General features: G+C 34.3%; 17 protein-coding genes and 1 tRNA gene. 9 read left to right on the top strand and 9 right to left on the bottom strand.

The window, feature by feature from the left end:
- Positions 1–22: 22 nt before the first annotated feature.
- Complete coding sequence (locus D1J36_RS06570) at positions 23–364, bottom strand: hypothetical protein (protein WP_154138063.1); 342 nt, start codon at positions 362–364, stop codon at positions 23–25.
- Positions 365–506: 142 nt separating this feature from the next.
- Between D1J36_RS06570 and pfkA the strand changes: the two genes are divergently transcribed.
- Positions 507–1,493, top strand: a complete 987-nt coding sequence (pfkA, locus tag D1J36_RS06575; protein WP_154138064.1) for a 6-phosphofructokinase — start codon at positions 507–509, stop codon at positions 1,491–1,493.
- Positions 1,494–1,585: 92 nt separating this feature from the next.
- A complete protein-coding gene (gene gap, locus D1J36_RS06580) occupies positions 1,586–2,590 on the top strand; it encodes a type I glyceraldehyde-3-phosphate dehydrogenase (RefSeq protein WP_154138065.1) in 1,005 nt (334 codons plus the stop codon).
- 65 nt (positions 2,591–2,655) lie between these two features.
- Here gap and lipA read toward each other — a convergent pair whose 3' ends face one another.
- The gene (gene lipA / locus D1J36_RS06585; RefSeq protein ID WP_154138066.1) at positions 2,656–3,528 is read right to left on the bottom strand and encodes a lipoyl synthase; all 873 of its coding nucleotides are present in this window, start codon (positions 3,526–3,528) and stop codon (positions 2,656–2,658) included.
- On the bottom strand, positions 3,518–4,075 hold the full coding sequence (locus tag D1J36_RS06590) for an RNA polymerase sigma factor (protein ID WP_252339355.1): 558 nt from the start codon (positions 4,073–4,075) through the stop codon (positions 3,518–3,520). The genes lipA and D1J36_RS06590 overlap by 11 nt, the downstream gene beginning before the upstream one ends.
- A gap of 285 nt (positions 4,076–4,360) precedes the next feature.
- On the opposite strand from D1J36_RS06590, the gene D1J36_RS06595 reads away from it, so the two are divergent.
- Positions 4,361–4,921, top strand: a complete 561-nt coding sequence (locus D1J36_RS06595) for a hypothetical protein (protein WP_064971252.1) — start codon at positions 4,361–4,363, stop codon at positions 4,919–4,921.
- Positions 4,922–5,057: 136 nt separating this feature from the next.
- A complete protein-coding gene (locus tag D1J36_RS06600) occupies positions 5,058–6,701 on the top strand; it encodes a peptide MFS transporter (RefSeq protein WP_154138068.1) in 1,644 nt (547 codons plus the stop codon).
- Between the two features lie 5 nt (positions 6,702–6,706).
- Here D1J36_RS06600 and D1J36_RS06605 read toward each other — a convergent pair whose 3' ends face one another.
- Positions 6,707–7,126, bottom strand: coding sequence for an NUDIX hydrolase (locus tag D1J36_RS06605; protein ID WP_154138069.1), 420 nt, complete (start codon positions 7,124–7,126; stop codon positions 6,707–6,709).
- Between the two features lie 49 nt (positions 7,127–7,175).
- Here D1J36_RS06605 and D1J36_RS06610 point away from each other — a divergent pair, with 49 nt between their 5' ends.
- The 5 genes from D1J36_RS06610 to D1J36_RS06630 all read left to right on the top strand — a co-directional run bounded on the left by D1J36_RS06610 (position 7,176) and on the right by D1J36_RS06630 (position 11,669).
- Positions 7,176–8,057: a hypothetical protein gene (locus tag D1J36_RS06610; protein ID WP_154138070.1), complete on the top strand. Its 882-nt coding sequence runs from the start codon at positions 7,176–7,178 to the stop codon at positions 8,055–8,057.
- A gap of 40 nt (positions 8,058–8,097) precedes the next feature.
- On the top strand, positions 8,098–9,075 hold the full coding sequence (locus D1J36_RS06615) for a polyprenyl synthetase family protein (RefSeq protein ID WP_252339356.1): 978 nt from the start codon (positions 8,098–8,100) through the stop codon (positions 9,073–9,075).
- 127 nt (positions 9,076–9,202) lie between these two features.
- Positions 9,203–9,682 carry a hypothetical protein gene (locus D1J36_RS06620; protein WP_154138071.1) on the top strand — a complete coding sequence of 160 codons (480 nt, stop codon included), beginning with the start codon at positions 9,203–9,205 and terminating at the stop codon, positions 9,680–9,682.
- Positions 9,683–9,931: 249 nt separating this feature from the next.
- Positions 9,932–11,203 carry an aminotransferase class I/II-fold pyridoxal phosphate-dependent enzyme gene (locus tag D1J36_RS06625; protein WP_154138072.1) on the top strand — a complete coding sequence of 424 codons (1,272 nt, stop codon included), beginning with the start codon at positions 9,932–9,934 and terminating at the stop codon, positions 11,201–11,203.
- A gap of 127 nt (positions 11,204–11,330) precedes the next feature.
- On the top strand, positions 11,331–11,669 hold the full coding sequence (locus tag D1J36_RS06630; RefSeq protein ID WP_064971209.1) for a zinc ribbon domain-containing protein YjdM: 339 nt from the start codon (positions 11,331–11,333) through the stop codon (positions 11,667–11,669).
- A gap of 74 nt (positions 11,670–11,743) precedes the next feature.
- On the opposite strand, the gene D1J36_RS06635 is transcribed toward D1J36_RS06630, so the two are convergent.
- The 5 genes from D1J36_RS06635 to D1J36_RS06655 all read right to left on the bottom strand — a co-directional run bounded on the left by D1J36_RS06635 (position 11,744) and on the right by D1J36_RS06655 (position 18,623).
- Entirely contained in the window at positions 11,744–12,727 is a 984-nt protein-coding gene (locus tag D1J36_RS06635; protein ID WP_013446847.1) for a pyruvate dehydrogenase complex E1 component subunit beta, read from the bottom strand.
- A gap of 67 nt (positions 12,728–12,794) precedes the next feature.
- Positions 12,795–14,921 (bottom strand): Tex family protein, encoded by a 2,127-nt coding sequence (locus tag D1J36_RS06640; protein WP_154138073.1) that lies wholly within the window; start codon positions 14,919–14,921, stop codon positions 12,795–12,797.
- A 64-nt stretch (positions 14,922–14,985) separates the two neighbouring features.
- A complete protein-coding gene (locus tag D1J36_RS06645; protein WP_252339357.1) occupies positions 14,986–17,133 on the bottom strand; it encodes an endonuclease MutS2 in 2,148 nt (715 codons plus the stop codon).
- A 94-nt stretch (positions 17,134–17,227) separates the two neighbouring features.
- Positions 17,228–17,301, bottom strand: a tRNA-Met gene (locus tag D1J36_RS06650).
- A gap of 44 nt (positions 17,302–17,345) precedes the next feature.
- Entirely contained in the window at positions 17,346–18,623 is a 1,278-nt protein-coding gene (locus D1J36_RS06655) for a TlpA family protein disulfide reductase (RefSeq protein ID WP_252339358.1), read from the bottom strand.
- Positions 18,624–18,665: the final 42 nt, after the last annotated feature.

The following is an 18,665-nucleotide window of genomic DNA, read 5'->3' on the forward strand; positions in this document are numbered from 1 at the left end:
TAGAAAAAACGATATTATTTTGTTAAATAGAAGGCGGTCCTCTAAGTAAGAAATAAACAATTTGATTCTGAAGGATATCCAGTGTCTTGTAGCCTATTATAAGTGCAGTAGCTACTGATACTAAAACCTCAAAATTTACCTTTTCGGGAAGTAGAGAATGTCCTGAAATGAAAAAATGACAGATAGAACAATCATCTCCCTTTAAACTGATTATCTTGTGATTCTGTTTTTGGGAAGAACTGTAATTACTATTAAAAGTTTCTTGGTGCGAGTGGAATACACTAGCCATCAGTAAAGCCAATGTGTAAACCCATGCAAGGCTTACACTTGTAACTTTTCTAAAAAAAGGCTTCCCTGAAAACATTTTGCAAAGGTAAAAAAAACTTTTATTTAGTTAGGGTATAAATCAGCTATAATGAATAGATGTAGGAGTAATAATATGATATAAATCTTAAAATAATGTAGTTAAAATTTCTTATATTTGCTAGGCTAAAAAGTATTTAATTATGTCAGAATCAAAGTTGAAAAGGATAGGAGTTCTTACTTCTGGAGGGGATTCTCCAGGTATGAATGCGGCGATAAGGGCAGTGGTAAGAACGGCTCATTATTATGGTATAGAATGTATGGGGATTAGAGAAGGGTACAATGGGCTTATAGAAGGGAACATGATTAAAATGGGACCTAGGTCTGTTAAGAATATTATTAACCAAGGTGGTACAATTCTAAAATCAGCAAGGTCTAAAGAGTTTAGAACAGTAGAGGGTAGACTAAAGGCTTTTGAACAATGCCAAAAGCATGAAATTGGAGCTTTGGTTTGTATTGGTGGAGATGGTACTTTTACAGGAGCAAAAGTTTTCAACGAAGAGCATGGTATCAAGGTTGTGGGTGTACCTGGAACTATTGATAATGATATCTTCGGTACAGATTTTACAATAGGCTATGACACGGCTCTTAACACGGCTGTGGAAGCTATAGACAAAATAAGAGATACAGCAACCTCTCATAACAGAGTGTTTTTTGTGGAAGTAATGGGGAGAGATGCAGGTTTTATAGCACTTAATAGCGGTATTGCTTCGGGAGCTATAGACATTTTGATACCAGAGAGAAAGGATAGCCTAGAGGAAATGTTTGAGAATTTCCATAATGCTCAAAAACGAGGCAAAACATCGTCTATTGTTGTGGTGGCAGAGGGTGAGCAGTTGGCTTCTACCTATGAGTTAGCCGAGAAAACTCAAAAAGAATTCCCTGATTATGACATTAGAGTGGCTATTCTAGGGCATATCCAAAGAGGCGGAATGCCTAGCTGTGCTGATAGAGTGCTGGCGAGTAGATTGGGGTATGGTGCGGTAGAAGGGCTTAGAAAAGGTCTTACTAATGTGATGGCAGGTATCAGAGCCAATCAGCTAGTTTTTACTCCAATAGAAGATGCTATTAAAAAGCACAACGAAATCAATCAAGATTTACTGAAGATATCAGAAATTTTGGCGATGTAATTTTTGGGATACGGTAAAAAAAATGTACCTTTATACCCAATAAACTTAGAAAGAAGTAAATACGAAAATTTAATTTTAAAAAATAGAAAACAATGTCAACAATCAAAGTAGGAATTAACGGTTTCGGAAGAATCGGAAGTTTAGTGTTCAACGCAATGATGGAAAGAGATAACATCGAAGTGGTGGGTATCAATGACCTTATCAATGCGGAATATATGGCGTATATGTTGAAATACGACTCTGTTCACGGAAAATTTGATGGAGAAGTTTCTGTAGAGGGGAATGATTTAGTGGTAAATGGTAAAAGAATCAGAGTAACTGCAGAAAAAGACCCAAACAATCTAAAATGGAATGAAGTAGGTGCTGACTATATCGTAGAATCTACAGGATTGTTCTTAACTAAAGAAACTGCTCAGGCTCACATCAATGCAGGTGCTAAAAAAGTAGTTCTTTCAGCTCCTTCTAAAGATGATACTCCAATGTTTGTAATGGGAGTTAACCATAAAGATTTAACTGCTGACCAAAAAATATTCTCTAACGCTTCTTGTACTACTAACTGTCTTGCACCTTTAGCAAAGGTAGTTCACGATAACTTTGGTATCGTAGAAGGGTTAATGACTACAGTACACGCTACTACTGCAACACAAAGAACGGTAGACGGTCCTTCTATGAAAGATTGGAGAGGTGGTCGTTCAGCACTTCTTAACATTATCCCGTCTTCTACAGGTGCAGCTAAAGCGGTAGGTAAGGTAATTCCTTCGCTTAATGGTAAACTTACAGGTATGTCTTTCCGTGTACCAACGGCTGATGTTTCTGTAGTGGATTTAACAGTGAGATTAGAGAAAGGTGCTTCTTATGATGAAATTTGTGCAGCTATTAAAGCGGCTTCAGAAGGAGAACTTAAAGGTATCCTTGGTTATACAGAAGACTTAGTAGTATCTCAAGATTTTGTTGGAGATAAGAGAACTTCTATCTTTGATAAAGATGCAGGTATTATGCTTTCTCCTAACTTTGTTAAATTAGTATCTTGGTACGATAACGAAACAGGTTATTCTAATAAATTAACAGACTTATTAGTACACTCTGCTTCTTTATAATTAAAGAATGAAAATACAATAAAGTAAAAAGGCTTACATTATTAAAATGTAAGCCTTTTTTAATCTTAATGGATATGCTTTTCTGCATGGTAAGAACTTCTTACAAGTGGAGAACTCTCAACATGGCGAAATCCTAGGCTCTTTGCAAACGCACCATACTCTTCAAACTCTTCTGGAGTGATAAACCTTTTTACAGGCAAATGTTTTTTTGTGGGTTGTAAATACTGTCCAAGTGTGATAACATCTACATTTGCATTTCTAATATCCTCAATAGTTTGGAAAACTTCATCTTTCTCTTCCCCTAAACCTAGCATTATTCCTGTTTTGGTACGGCGTTGTCCTGCTTCTTTCAGATATCTTAAAACTTCTAGGCTTCTTTCATATTTTGCCTGTATCCTTACTTCTCTGGTAAGTCTTTTTACCGTTTCCATATTGTGTGAAACCACTTCTGGAGCCACTTCTACTATACGGTCGATATGCTTTGTAATTCCTTGAAAGTCGGGAATAAGAGTTTCCATTGTAGTGGTTGGCGAAATCCTACGAACGGCATTTACCGTCTCAGCCCATAGAATAGAGCCCATGTCTTTCAAATCATCTCTATCAACGGAAGTAAGCACGGCATGTTTTATTTTCATTAGTTTGATAGAACGAGCTACTTTTTCTGGTTCGTCCCAATTAACATCTAGTGGTTTTCCTGTTTTTACCCCACAAAAACCACAGCTTCTAGTGCAAATATTACCTAAAATCATAAAAGTGGCAGTGCCTTCTCCCCAACATTCGCCCATATTAGGACAAGAACCACTTTGGCAGATAGTATTGAGTTTGTATTTGTCCACAAGGGTTCTTAACTCGCGGTAGTTTTTACCTGTGGGAAGCTTTACTCTTATCCATTTTGGTTTTTGTGTTACGGTATTGTTTTCTTGTATATTATTTTCCATTGATGTTGTTTTTGAGTAGTTCTTTTAATACTTTTTTAGCTCTCATTATTCTTACTTTAGTATTAGAAACCGAAATATTCAATATATCCGAAATTTCTTTAATACTTTTTTCTTCAAAAAATCTTAGATTGATAATTTCCTGATAATTAGTCTCTAAAGATTCTATAACTTTGATGATTTCTTTATCTTCTTCTTCGGAAATTAGTAACTCTTCAGGAGATTTTACTAAAGTGTTTCTAAATTCCTCCATGTATTCTATTGATGTTTCACTATCCCTACTTTTTTTTCTCCAATAGTCTATTATGGTATTTTGGGCTATGGTAAGTACCCAAGTTTTAAATTGGAAATTAGGATCGTAAAGGTCTATTTTTGATAGTACTTTAGAGAATACATTTACTGTGATTTCGTCAGCTTCTGTCTCATTTTTTACCTTTTTCATCACAAAAGAAAAAACGCTTACCCAAAACTTATTGATAAGTTTGGTCTGGGATTTTTGGTCCTTATTCTTTGCTTTTTCGATGAGGTCTAATAAAAACTTGTCTTCCACAGTACTGAAAATATCGTACAAATATAAAGAACAAAAACTCAATAAAAAAGCAACCTATTATTTTGAAGCATTTAAACGAATAGTTGAAAAAAATAAAATTAATTATTTTGGGCGGTTAAACACTTGTTTGATTTTGTTTTTTCAAAAAAAGACTATTAAAAATGATAAATAATATATTTTATATTCATTTTATTATTGAAATGTTAATTTTAGGTATATTTAGTGAAAAAAGTTTGGCACGCTTTTGACATACAGACCCATGAAATCAAAAATAAATTTTTTACAATGAAAATGATTAAACAAACACTTCTTTTAGCTGGTATTTTAGCAGCGGGAGTGGCAGGTGCTCAGACTAAAAGTATGAAGAACATGATTAAAGTGGGTATTAACGCAGGTGTAGCTACAGGAGATAACACTTCTGCTAACTTGGGTGGTAACCTTTCTTATCAGCATTTGGTAACTCCAGGGTTTGGATTAGGTTTAGCTACAGGGTACAACCACTTTTTTGCTAAAGACAACGGAGATATCAAAAATAATGATTTTGGTGTAGTTCCTGTTGCAGCACTATTTAGAGTGTATCCACAAAAAACTGGTTTTTATGGAGGTGCTGATTTAGGTTATGGATTTATCGTAGGTAATGATAAAGTAGCTTCTAACTATACAACAGCAATGCCTGATGGTGGTTTCTACTTAAGACCAGAAATTGGTTACCATAATAGAGATTGGAATTTCTTTATCCAATATACTAAGGTATTTACAGGAGATAACGGTAAGATTGGTAATCAAGCTTTCGATACAGGAAGTATAGGAGCAGGATTCTCTTATAACATTCCGTTAGGAGAGTAAAATTAGAACTTAATTAAAGTAAATAATGTGCGGTGTAGATTCTTCTACATCGCATTTATTTTATCGTTTCTATTAGGTTGAACTTTATTATAGAAAATAACTATATTTGTTACCCATTAAACAAAACGATAATTTTATGAAAACAAAACATCCTAAAGGGCTACCTTTTTTATTCTTTACCGAAATGTGGGAAAGGTTTGGTTATTATCTTATTTTGGGTATTTTCGTGCTTTATATGATTGACCCTACGGAGACAGGAGGCCTCGCTTTTGATGATAAAAATGCTGATGATATATTTGGAACTTTTATCGCTCTTACCTATCTCACGCCATTTCTTGGAGGTTTTTTAGCGGATAGATTGCTAGGTTATATTAAGGCGGTTTATATAGGAGGATTGCTTATGGGGTTAGGTTATATAGGCTTAGGAGTTTTTAAAGATATGCCCATGTTTTATACCTCATTGGGGCTTATTATTGTTGGGAATGGTTTTTTTAAACCTAGTATTTCTACACTACTTGGGAATTTGTATTCGGAAGAACCTTATAAAGCTAATAAAGATGCGGGATACAATATTTTCTATATGGGAATAAACATTGGTGCTTTTGTCTGTAATATTATTGCGGCGTTTATGAGGAATAAATTTGGTTGGGGAGAGGCCTTTATTACCGCAGGAGTAGGAATGTTTTTGGGACTTATTATCTTTAGTCTGGGTAGAAAGCATATTTTAAATGCTAATATTCTTAAACCTGTTCAGGAAGGTGATACTAAGATTAGTGCCATACTCACAAAAGTATTTTTACCTGCGATTTTAGTGGGAGTGTTAGGTTGGTTTATTCCAGGGAATATCTTTGGAGCAGATAGTACCGATGCGTTTATTTTTGCGTGTATTCCTGTAATTATCTTCTATGTTTCTCTTTATGTGAAAGCTAATAAGGAGGATAAAGCTCCTATTGGTGCGCTTTTAGCGATATTTGCGGTAAGTCTAATGTTTTGGGCTGTGTTTAAGCAAAACGGAACTGCACTTACGAGATGGGCAAAATATTATACTGATAGAAGTGTGCCTTCTGTTGTAGAAAAACCTTTAGCTGACATCTATTTAGTAGATACTAAAGACTACAAAACTCAAGAAGTACCTGTGTATGACGAGCAATATCAGGCAGTAAAAGATGCAGAAGGTAACCCTATTAAAGAACAAGGGAAGGATATCTATTTTAGAAATATAGATGAGGTACAAAAGCAAAAATTAGAGGCTAACCCTAATGATAAGGTTTACCTTTATAATACAGAGTTATTTCAGTCCATCAATCCATTTTGGGTAATTTTGCTTACGCCAGTAGTAGTCGGCTTTTTTGTAATGCTTAGAAAGAAAGGAAAAGAGCCTACAACTCCAGCTAAAATAGTTTTAGGATTATTCATCTCTGCTCTTAGTTGTTTAGTTATGGTAGGTGCAGTATATGCAGGAGATAATGGTTTAGTAAAAGTTTCTGCTATGTGGCTCGTAGCAGCGTATGGTGTAATTACGGTTGGTGAATTATGTTTATCTCCTATGGGGTTATCTTTAGTATCCAAGCTATCACCTCCTAGAATTACAGCTCTGATGATGGGCGGATTTTTCTTATCCACAGCCATAGGTAACAAACTTTCAGGAGTACTATCTAGTATGTGGTATAGCTATGATAACAAAGCCAACTTCTTTTTGGTAAATTTTGTATTGCTTTTACTAGCAACATTGTTAGGGTTATCAATACTGAAAAAATTGAACAAAGCAATGAAAGAGTAAAACGTTTAAGAATAAATAACTTTTAGTTTTTCAAAAACTCTTTTATCAATGGGTAGCTTAAAAGGGCATTGGTCTTTTAGAGCTACCCATTTGATATTTTCTATACTAGGCTCTTTTATTTTTAGCGATGTTAAATCTTCTATTTCTACCAAATAATAGACTGTAAGTAATTGTTCGTTATCTCTGAATTTAGAAACTAAAAAATCTTCCTGTGTGTAGAAATGTTGGGCTGATTCTACTGTTAAATTTAGCTCTTCCCAAAATTCTCTTCGGAGACAATCTAGCAGTCCTTCTCCGTATTCTAGTCCACCGCCAGGGAGTTTGGTGAGGTCTTCTCCAGCATATTTCTCCTCTAAAGCTAAAATTTCAGATTCGTCATTCAGACAGATGCCATAAACTCGAATATTTATTTTGTCTATTTTCATTAGGAAGCTTTTTTCTTAATTTTGTGCCACAAAGTTAAATTATTTACCGATGTTCAAAAAACAAGTTATTCTTATTATTCTAGTATTTTTGGGGTTTTATAATGCCAATGCACAAGACCTTAAATTTCTAAAACTTAAAAAATACAAAGTAGCTACTCTAGACAAACAACTTAACGAAACTTCGGGGCTTATAGAAATAGGCGGGAAATTATTGTCCTTTAATGATAGTGGGAACTCGGCAGATATTTACGAAATTGACAGAGAGAGCGGTGATGTAAAAAAAATAGCCACTAATGCCACCAATTTTGATTGGGAAGCTATTAGTACCGATGGCAAAAACCTTTACATTGGCGATTTTGGGAACAATATGGGGACTAGAAGTAATCTAATGGTTTACAAAATTCCGTTTCACGATGGGGAGTCATCTCTCAAGTACGAGAAAAAAATGAGGTTCTATTATCCTAACCAAGAAGAATTCGTTCCTCTCAATAGGAAAAATAACTTTGATGCTGAATCTATGATTTACCATCAAGGCAATATCCAAATCTTTTCTAAAGAGTGGGCTAGCTATAATACAAGGCATTATGAAATAAAAACCGATACGGAAGAAAGACAACCTGCGGTTCTTTTAGAGGAGTATCCATTGGGCTATTTGGCTACAGATGCTACTTACAAAGATGGCAAACTCTACATTATAGGTTATACTAAAAAGGCGGAGGTTTATCTTACGGTATTTCAAGAAACAGCTCCAAACAGATTTTTTGAAGCAAAACCACAGAAATATTATTTGGGTATGAGTTTCAAATTAGGTCAAATAGAAGGGATTACTGCTACGGAGGAAGGTCTTTACATTTCTGGAGAGCGTTTTAAAACCAAAATAAAAGATGTAAAACAACCGTTGTATTTTGTGCCTTACAATAAGCTGAAATAGCTTATATTTGTAGCATAATTTAATAATATTTAAGTAATCTGTGGCAAATATTGTAGAGGAAATAAAGCGACCGATTGGTGCGGAAATGAAACTTTTTGAACAGAAGTTTTATGAATCTATGCAGAGTAAAGTACCTTTGTTGGATAAGGTAACTCGCTTTATTGTAACTACTAAAGGTAAGCAGATGCGTCCGATGTTTGTGTTTCTGTGTGCCAAGCTCGTGGGCGATGTTAATGAGAAAACTTACCGAGGTGCTTCTATGATAGAGCTTATCCATACCGCAACACTAGTACACGATGATGTGGTGGACGAAAGTTTCAAAAGGCGAAACTTCTTTTCAATCAATGCTTTGTGGAAGAATAAAATAGCTGTTTTGGTGGGAGATTACCTTTTGTCCAAATCGGTGTTGTTATCTACTGATAATAAAGATTTTGATTTGCTATCCGTAATATCCACTACTATTAGAGAAATGTCCGAAGGAGAGTTACTTCAGTTAGAAAAAGCCAGAAAACTAGATATTACAGAGGAAGTTTATTATGAAATCATCAGACAAAAAACTGCCACTCTGATAGCGGCTTGTTGCGAGATAGGAGTTTTGTCCAATGGTGTAAATGAAACTATGGCTAAAAAGATGCGAGATTTCGGGACTTATACTGGAATGGCGTTTCAGATAAAAGATGACTTGTTTGATTATTTATCTAAAAATATCATAGGAAAACCTGTGGGGATAGATATAAAGGAACAGAAAATGACGCTCCCACTTATCTATACTTTGAAAAATGCCAACGAAAAAGACCGTAAATACTATTTTGATACTATAAAACGCTACAATCATAATCCAAAGAGGGTTAAAGAACTGATTGACTTTGTGAAACAGTCGGGCGGGTTAGATTATGCCATAGGTGTTATGAAAGACTTTCAGCAAAAGGCAAAAGATATACTAGAGGAATTTCCAGATTCTGAAGCCAAAACTTCGCTCAATTTGATGCTAGATTATGTTATAGAACGGAAGTTTTAATATAAAAAGCAGTTTTTACATCTATGCGTGTTGGAAGGCAAATGAAAGGTATTTTTAGCTATTGAAGAATGCCTTAATAAAATAATTAAAGCGGAATATATTTAGGAGTGTAAATATGAAGTTTAATTTGTCTGAAGTAGAACTTTATAGAATTTTAATTGATGCTGAGCAAACACTTTTTTCTTTACCTAAAATTAAATTTGAAAGAGACATTGCTTGGCGAAAAAATTATTTAATGGATTCTGCTGGAATTTATGCTTTATTTGAAAAGGATGATTTAATTTACATTGGAGAGACAGGAAATCTGATTAAGAGGATGAGTGATATTACTAGGACTTTTAATCATACATTTAGAAAACAACTAGGTGAAAAAAGATTTAGTGGTACTATATTAGGCGGGAAATTTGATGATAATGTAGAAGCTTTATTAGATAACTATTTTGATAATGACTTATATGTATCGTTTATGGAAGTTAACTTCGGTCGATTAGAAATTGAAGACTATTTGGTTGATAAGTATAAATATCAATTACTTAATTCTGAAAAGAAACGGAAATTTAAGTATAATTATGAATTGATAAAAGAATTAGAAGATATTTACTTATAGCACTTTGGGGATAAACGGCTATTTGGTGGGATATCCTTGAATTTATTTGTATAGCTTTTATACTCTATCTTTTATGAGAAATTGGTTCTGTGGAAATTAAATTTTTAAAAAATCTAGCTGATGTTTTTTAGACTATAGGATAATGGAATATTTAAGTGTTAAAATACGAATAAAAACCTTCTATATACTATGGAGGTTTTTTATTTTTTAGCTAAATTTGTACCTTAAAATTTTTATAAAAATAAATCAATGGATATTTTTGATAGAATAAAACAAAACCCTGGTCCACTTGGTCAGTTTGCTGATTACGGAGAAGGTTATTTTGTGTTCCCTAAATTAGAAGGTCCCATAGGTCCTAGAATGAAATTTCAGGGTAAAGAAGTTATTTTCTGGAGTGCAAACGACTATTTAGGGCTTTGTAATCACCCAGAAGTAAAAGAAGCTGATGCTAAAGCAGCGGAAGAGTATGGTATGTTTTATCCTATGGGAGCTAGAGCTATGTCTGGTGAAACGCCTTATCATCAGCAGTTGGAGCGAGAGTTAGCAGAGTTTGTAGGTAAAGAAGCTTCTTATTTGCTAAACTTTGGCTATCAAGGTATGGTATCCATTATAGATGCTTTGGTATCAAAAAATGATGTTATTGTTTACGATGTGGACTCTCACGCTTGTATTATAGATGGGGTTCGTCTTCATATGGGTAAGAGATTTACTTATCGTCATAATGATATAGAAAGTGTAGAGAAAAATCTACAAAGAGCCACAAAAGTAGCAGAAGAAACAGGGGGCGGTATTTTGTTAATTACGGAAGGTGTTTTCGGTATGAGAGGGCAACAGGGTAAACTGAAAGAAATAGCCGCTCTTAAAAAGAAATACAAATTTAGAATGTTGGTGGACGATGCTCACGGTTTCGGTACATTAGGTAAAACAGGAGCAGGAGCAGGAGAGGAGCAAGGGTGCCAAGATGAGATAGATGTTTATTTTTCTACTTTTGCTAAATCTATGGCAGGTTTTGGAGCGTTTGTAGCAGGAGATAAGGAGATTATCCGCTATTTAAAGTATAATATGCGTTCTCAAATTTTTGCGAAATCCCTTACTATGCCTATGGTTATAGGTGGTTTGAAGAGATTAGAGCTACTTAGAAGTCGTCCAGAAATTAAAGCTAAACTTTGGGAAAATGTAAACAAATTACAAAACGGTCTTAAAGAAAGAGGCTTCAATCTAGGAGATACCAATACTTGCGTAACACCTGTATTTATAGAGGGAAGCCCTGTGGAAGCTACCTTATTGGTAAAAGATTTAAGAGAAAACTATGGCATCTTTACTTCCGTAGTAGTTTATCCTGTGATTCCTAAAGGAATGATTTTACTAAGGCTTATCCCTACGGCTTCTCATACAGATGCTGAAATTAATGAAACTATTGCAGCGTTTGAAGCGATACACGATAAGTTGGTAAAAGGTTACTACAAGGAGCAAGAAAAACAACTTTTGGAAGAAAAAGGATTTTCATTTAAGCCGATATAAAACTTGCTGAGAATAAATATTTAATAAGAGAGACTTTTAATTGAGTCTCTCTTTGTTTTTTGTAAATAGAATTAAATTTTCTAACAGATAAAAATGATTATCTTTGCAGTAAAATAAATAAAGAGTTATGAGTGAAGTAGTTTTATGTCCTAAATGTGGTTCAGAGTTTACTTATCCACAAGATGATTTGATGGTGTGTTCACAATGTTTTCACGAGTGGAATCCAGCGGAGGTTTCTGCTTCTGATGGAGAGAAAATATTAGATTCTAATGGTAATGAGTTACAAGATGGTGATACTGTAGTAGTAATAAAAGACTTACCAGTAAAAGGAGCACCAAAACCAGTAAAGGCAGGGACTAAAGTAAAGAATATCAGACTAAATTATGATAGCGACCATAATATCAGCTGTAAAATAGACGGATTTGGAGCTATGGGCTTAAAGTCAGAGTTTGTAAGAAAGGCTTAAGTTTTACTTTTTAATAATAAAAAAAGAGAGGTGATTTTTAAAACTACCTCTCTTTTTTGTACCTAAATTATATATTAGTTCTTAATGTAAAGAGCCTTTTTAATTTCCTCTTTTACTTTTTCTAATTTAGGGAACCACTCCGCGAATAACGCTGCCGAATATGGTGCAGGAGCATCAGGAGTTGTAATTCTCTTGATAGGAGCATCTAGGTAGTCAAACGCTTTTTGCTGAACCATATAAGTGATTTCTGAAGCTACTGAACCAAATGGCCAAGCCTCTTCTAATACTACCAAGCGATTGGTCTTTTTAACAGATGCTAAAACAGTGTCATAATCTAAAGGACGAACAGTTCTTAAGTCTATCACTTCTACAGAAATACCTTCTTTTTCTAGTTCTTCAGCTGCTTGTAAAGCCAATTTCATGATTTTACCGAAAGAAACTAAAGTAACATCTTTACCTTCTTTTTTGATGTCAGCTTTCCCTATTGGGATATAGTATTCTTCCTCTGGAATCTCCATTTTATCACCATACATTTGTTCAGACTCCATAAAAATTACAGGGTCGTTATCTTGTATAGCAGTTTTAAGTAATCCTTTAGCATCATAAGGGTTAGAAGGTACCACTACCTTTAGACCAGGGCAGTTAGCATACCAGCTTTCAAATGCTTGTGAGTGTGTAGCTCCTAGCTGTCCCGCAGAACCTGTAGGACCTCTAAATACGATTGGTATATTCCACTGTCCACCGCTCATTTGATACATTTTAGCAGCGTTACTGATGATTTGGTCTATAGCTACTAAAGAGAAATTGAAAGTCATAAATTCTACAATAGGGCGGTTACCATTCATCGCTGCACCCACAGAAATCCCCGCAAAACCACCTTCTGCAATAGGTGCATCTATTACCCTTTTAGGACCAAACTCATCTAGCATTCCTTTAGATGCTTTATAAGCTCCATTGTATTCAGCTACTTCTTCTCCTATAAGGTAGATAGATTCATCTTTACGCATCTCCTCGCTCATAGCTTGTGCGATGACTTCTCTAAATGTATATTCTTTCATTGTCTTTAAGTATTGATATGCAAAAATAGTTATTTTTATTTGATAAGGAAATTTTTGTAAACATTATCTACTTAATAAGTTTTAGCCCAATCCTTTTTCGTGCTTCGTCTATTTCTAAAACTTGTACCTCTACAGTTTGATGAAGTTTTACTACTTCATTAACATCAGATACAAAACCATCGGTGAGCTGTGAGATATGTATAAGCCCACTTTCTTTAATACCAATGTCTACAAAGCAGCCAAATGCCGTAATATTATTTACAATTCCAGGTAGAGACATACCTACTTTTATATCTGTAATTGTTTTAATGTTAGGATTAAACTCAAATACTTTAGCTTGTTGGCGAGGGTCTACCCCTGGTTTCTCTAATTCTTTCAAAATGTCTTTAATTCCTAAAATTCCTACTTCTGGAGTGGTGTATTTCTCGGGGATTATTTTTTGGATTTGTTCTTTGTTGGCAATGAGTTCTTTGGTTTTTAGTCCTAAATCTTTAGCCATTTTTTCTACGGTAGCGTAAGATTCTGGATGTACAGCTGAATTGTCTAACGGGTTTTCCGAGTCTTTAATGCGTACAAAAGCTGCCGCTTGTTGGAATGCTTTTTCTCCCAAGCGAGGAACTTTTTTCAGTTCGGCTCTTGTTCTAAAAGCACCGTTTTCTGAGCGATATTTTACGATATTCTCAGCCATTTTTTCTCCAATGCCAGACACATAGCTTAATAGAGATTGGCTGGCGGTATTTAGATTAACACCTACGGCATTTACACAGTGGATTACCGTGCTGTCTAGCTCTTCTTTAAGTTTGGTACTATCTACATCGTGCTGATACTGCCCAACTCCGATACTTTTTGGATCTATTTTTACGAGTTCTGCTAATGGGTCAGAAAGTCGTCTTCCGATGGATACAGCCCCACGAACAGTAACGTCATAGTTAGGAAATTCATCTCTAGCGATTTTACTTGCTGAATAGACTGAAGCACCTGCTTCTGATACTACAAACACCTGTAAATCTTTATCAAAGGCTATTTTTTTGATGAATGCTTCTGTTTCTCTACTCGCAGTTCCGTTTCCTATAGCGATGGCTTCTACTTGGTAGGCATTAACCATACTACGGATTTTTTTCATAGCGACTCCTATTTCATTTTGAGGAGCGTGAGGGTAAATAGTTTCGTTGTAAAGCAAATCTCCCTTTTCATCTAAACACACCACTTTACAACCTGTACGATAGCCAGGGTCTATGGCTAAAATTCTTTTTTCACCGAGTGGAGCAGCAAGTAGCAGTTGCTTAAGGTTTTCCGAAAATATACTAATGGCCTTATCATCTGCTTTGCTTTTAGCGTCTTGTAAAATTTCGTTAGCAATAGAAGGTTCTAAAAGACGCTTATAAGCATCTTTTATAGCGATGCTGATATAGTGAGCTGTTTCATTATTATTTTTAATGATACTTTTTTCTATGAAGTTAATTGCCTCATCATTATCTATTTCAATTTTAAGCTTGATGAAGCCTTCGTTTTCTGCTCTTAATAGAGCTAACAACCTATGGGAAGGAGCTTTGAGTAGTGTTTCGCTCCAATCAAAATATTGTTGATATTTCTGAGCTTCCTCTTCATTTTCTTTGGCTTTTTTTGTGATTTTACTAGTAATTTTAGCCTGTCGCTGAAACATTTGTCTTAGGCGTTTTCTTATGAATAGATTTTCGTTAATCCATTCTGCGATGATATCACAAGCACCATCTAAGGCTTCTTGAGTGGTAGATATTTTATCAGAAATATACTTTTGTGCGTTGTGTTCTAAGTGATTAGCGTTTTGAGCCATAATGATTTTAGCCAAAGCTTCTAATCCGTTTTCTCTAGCAGTATCCGCTTTAGTTTTTCTTCGTTTTTTGTAAGGTAAATATAAATCTTCTAATTCTTGTAGGCTAAATGATTGTTCAATTTTTTGTTGAAGTTCAGGCGTAAGGCTATTCTGCTCTTCTATTGATTTTAAAATACTTTCTTTTCTCTTGACGATTTCCTCGTATTGTTTTTGAAGTTTCTGAATTTGTTCTATGGCAACTTCGTCTAAATTGCCTGTTGTATCTTTTCGGTAGCGAGAAATAAAGGGAATAGTACCACCTTCGGCAAGAAGAGTTAGTGTGTTTTCTATAGATTTGGGTTGTAGTTGTGATAGAGACTGTATATATTGTACTAGAGTCATTGTTTTTTATTTTTTGATTGAGGTTCAACCGAGTCAATTATTTGGTTGAAATAAAGATAGAATTTTATACGCGTTCTAGTTCGTCAGGATTGATTTGAGTTTTAAATAACCCATAATTTACGGTTACTTTATTTTTAGAAATACTCTCAATAGTGCCTACACTGGTACTTCCTGTAATTCTCACTCGTTGTCCTACTTTTAGCCAAACAGCTCTTTCTTTCTGTTTTTTTTCTTCCAATTTTTGGTTGGTTTCTTCTATTTTCTCTTTGACATCTTTCCTTTTGAGCTGTTGAGTGATTTTGCGTTTGATTACTTGTAATTTTTTAGACTCATCTTTATCAGAGCCTAACTTTCGGTATTTCTCCTGTTCTAATATTTTTACAAAATCTTTGACAAGTTCCTTTCTAGAACGCCCATTGATGTAGTCTTTAATAAAATTTTCTACTTTGTTCCCAAATTGTAATTTTCGGTGTTCTTCTTCGTAGAGTTTTTGGAAGTTAAAAAGTTTCTGCTGTAGTTGCTCGTTAAGTTTTTGCAGATTGTCCCGTTTATCTTCTACCGATTCTTTTTTCTGAGATAAATCTGTTTTTAGTTTTTCCACCTCAAATTTTTCTTGTTGAAGTTTTACGATGGTTTTATCTAAATTAACCACATCTTTCTCTACTTTTCTTTTCGCCGAGCGAATGATGAAAGGTGGAATTTTATTTTTTTCTGCCACTTCAAAAGTAAACGAACTTCCTGCCTGTCCTATCTCTAATTTATAAAGAGGCTCTAGACTGTTTTCATCAAAAAGCATTGCTGCATTTTGGGCGTTAGGGAGTTGCTCCACTACCAGCTTAATGTTGGTGTAGTGAGTAGTAATAATAGCAAAGGATTTTTTTTCGTAGAAAAACTCCAAAAAACTTTCCGCCAACGCACCACCAAGTTCGGGGTCGGAGCCAGTTCCAAATTCATCTATAAGGAGCAATGTGTTTTTATCCGCTTTTCTGATAATGTGCGACATTTTCTTAAGTCTAGATGAATAGGTAGAAAGGTGATTTTCAATAGATTGATTATCACCAATATCCGTCATTACTTTATCAAAGAAAAACATTTCAGATTTAGGGTGTACAGGAACTAAAATTCCTGATTGGAGCATAAGCTGTAACAGCCCTACGGTTTTTAATGTAATTGATTTACCACCAGCATTTGGACCAGAAATACAAATGATTCTATTGTGCTCAGTAAGGGCAAGGGTTTGTGGGAAAATTTCTTTGTTCTCAGCCTTGTTTTGTAACCATAATAGAGGGTGATAAGCCTCTTTTAGCCTTAGTGTTTGGTGCTCATTAATTTTAGGAAGCGTCGCATTTACTTTTTCCGCAAACTTAGCTTTAGCTCTCGTAAGGTCTAGGTCAAAAATATAGTTTTGATAAGACGCTATTTCAGGTTGAAATACAGCTATTTCAGTGGTTAGCTTTCTTAAAATACGGTCTATTTCCTTTTTTTCTTCTTCTAAACTTTCTTTTAGTTTAAAATAATGTTTTACTACAGTTTCTGGTTGAATATAGGTGATGGAACCTGTCTTTGAAACGCCTAAAACTCTACCTTGCACCCTTTTTTTGAAACCTGATTTTACAGCTAATACCCTTTGGTCTTCTATAATTGTTTCTCTGATTTCGTCTAAAAAATCACTTTGAGAATAGACTCCTAAAGCCCTATTGAAATTTTCATCTATGGCTTTTTTAGCTTTTTGTATTTCATCTCGGAGTTCTTTTAAAGTAGGGGAGGCATCACTTTTAACCTCTTCAAATCGGTTAAAAACCTGGTCTATTTTCTCAATAATTTCTTTTTTGAAATCAAGAGTTTCTATGCCTTTCAATAATTCAGGGAAAATCTCCGAATACTGTGGAAAGAACTTTTGGAGTTTTCCGATTTGGGAAGTGATATTTTTAATCTTTATAAAAGCCCTATTTTCTAATCGGAAATTCTCAATAAGCATCAATTTTAGTTCTGTTTCTACATCTTCGTATTCATTGAAAGGAATAGCATTTTCACTTTCAAAGCTACTTAAAAACTCAGAAGTTTTTTTTAATGAAATTAAGGCTTCCTCTTTTTTAAGAGGTTTTAAATCCGAAATTTTTTGAGCTATTTTTGAGGAATAGGCGTATGGAACAATTTCCGCTAATAGTTGCGGAAACTCTAATTCTTGTAAACTGTCTTTAGTAATATGCACGGCACAAAAATAAGAAAAATTAGGCTTTCAATAGATAGAGTAATTTTTGAATAGAAAATAAAAAAAACACTCCTCGAAAAAGGAGTGTTTTTAGTAGCGAAGACGGGAATTGAACCCGTGACCTCAGGGTTATGAATCCTGCGCTCTAACCATCTGAGCTACCTCGCCATTAGAGTGGTGCAAATATAGAAATAATTACAATAACTACAAAATTATTTTAAATTATTTTCATGTAGAAATGCACCAAAACTGTTCGGTTTACTCAATATTTTATTATTGCTATCTAATAGGAAATAAGATGGTGTAGCGTTGATATTGTAAGTATCTGTATAGCTAGAGTTCCAACCTTTTAGTTCAGAATCGTTAATCCATGGGAGGTTTTTTACAGTCTCTTGATAAGACTCTGCATTGGTATCTAATGATAGACCTATAACTTCTATATTATTGCTTTTTAATTTGTTATAATTTTCTAAAATTAAAGGCAATTCTGAAACGCAGTGAGGACACTCTGAAGACCAAAACAAGATGAGTTTTTTATTTGATTTAATGTCACTTAGTTTTTTTGATTTAGTATTTATTACACTTTTTGAGAAGGTGTAATCCTTAAAGGTACTCCCAACCATAGTGCTTTTCATTGCCTCCAGTCTGCCTTCTAAATTTTTGTTTATAGAACATTTTAAATTAGAGGCTTGTTGGTAATATTTATCCTTTTCAGCGTCTAGACCATAGGCATCAAATAGATTCAATAGTTCAGATAAAATAGTTTGCCCTCTAGGGGATTCTATATTTACTTTATCCAACAGAGCATCTGTTTGAGAAATAACTTGATTCCTAGGGACGGAAGAAATAAAGTTAATTAATGTAGATTTTAGTAAAGAGGAGGTTTCTAACAACTCTCCCGTATTAGCTAAGAAGTTGATATAATCATCAGTAGTTTTAGGGATTTCTCGATTGGTGTATTTTACATTATCCCAATAGTAGCTTATAAAAGGGTGATTAGAGTAGTCCTTAAGATCACTTTGTTCTAGCTTTTTTATTTCTAACTTTAGAGCTTCATTAAAAGGTGAGTTATCATTGTAAATATCTCTAATTTGTACCAATACAGGTAATACTTTCTCTTTTTTTTGTTTTTCTTTGATGAGATACTGCATGGTACTATTGGCTTCATCTAAGAAATTGATTTTGTTGATAGAACTGTTATCAGTATCCAGTTTTACATTTACATCTTTGTTTTCAGAAATAAAACTGAATGATTTGCCATTCTCAGGAAAATAGGCACGCATCATACCTATGTAATTATTAGGAATAGTATAACTCCATTTACCATTAGATTTTTTAGCCTTTCCTGCTATATAATCTTTTGAACCGTTGAGGGTGTACAAAATAACCTCTTGATTACTGAAAGTATCAGGTGCTTCTATATTTATTTTAAATTGAGCAGAAGTCACTCCAAATAGAAATGACGTTCCTAATAAAATTGTTTTTTTCATAAGAACAAAAATAAAAAAACTCATAGAATTTTCTATGAGTTT

Source organism: Riemerella anatipestifer, from assembly GCF_009670965.2.
Classification (GTDB): Bacteria; Bacteroidota; Bacteroidia; order Flavobacteriales; family Weeksellaceae; genus Riemerella; species Riemerella anatipestifer_B.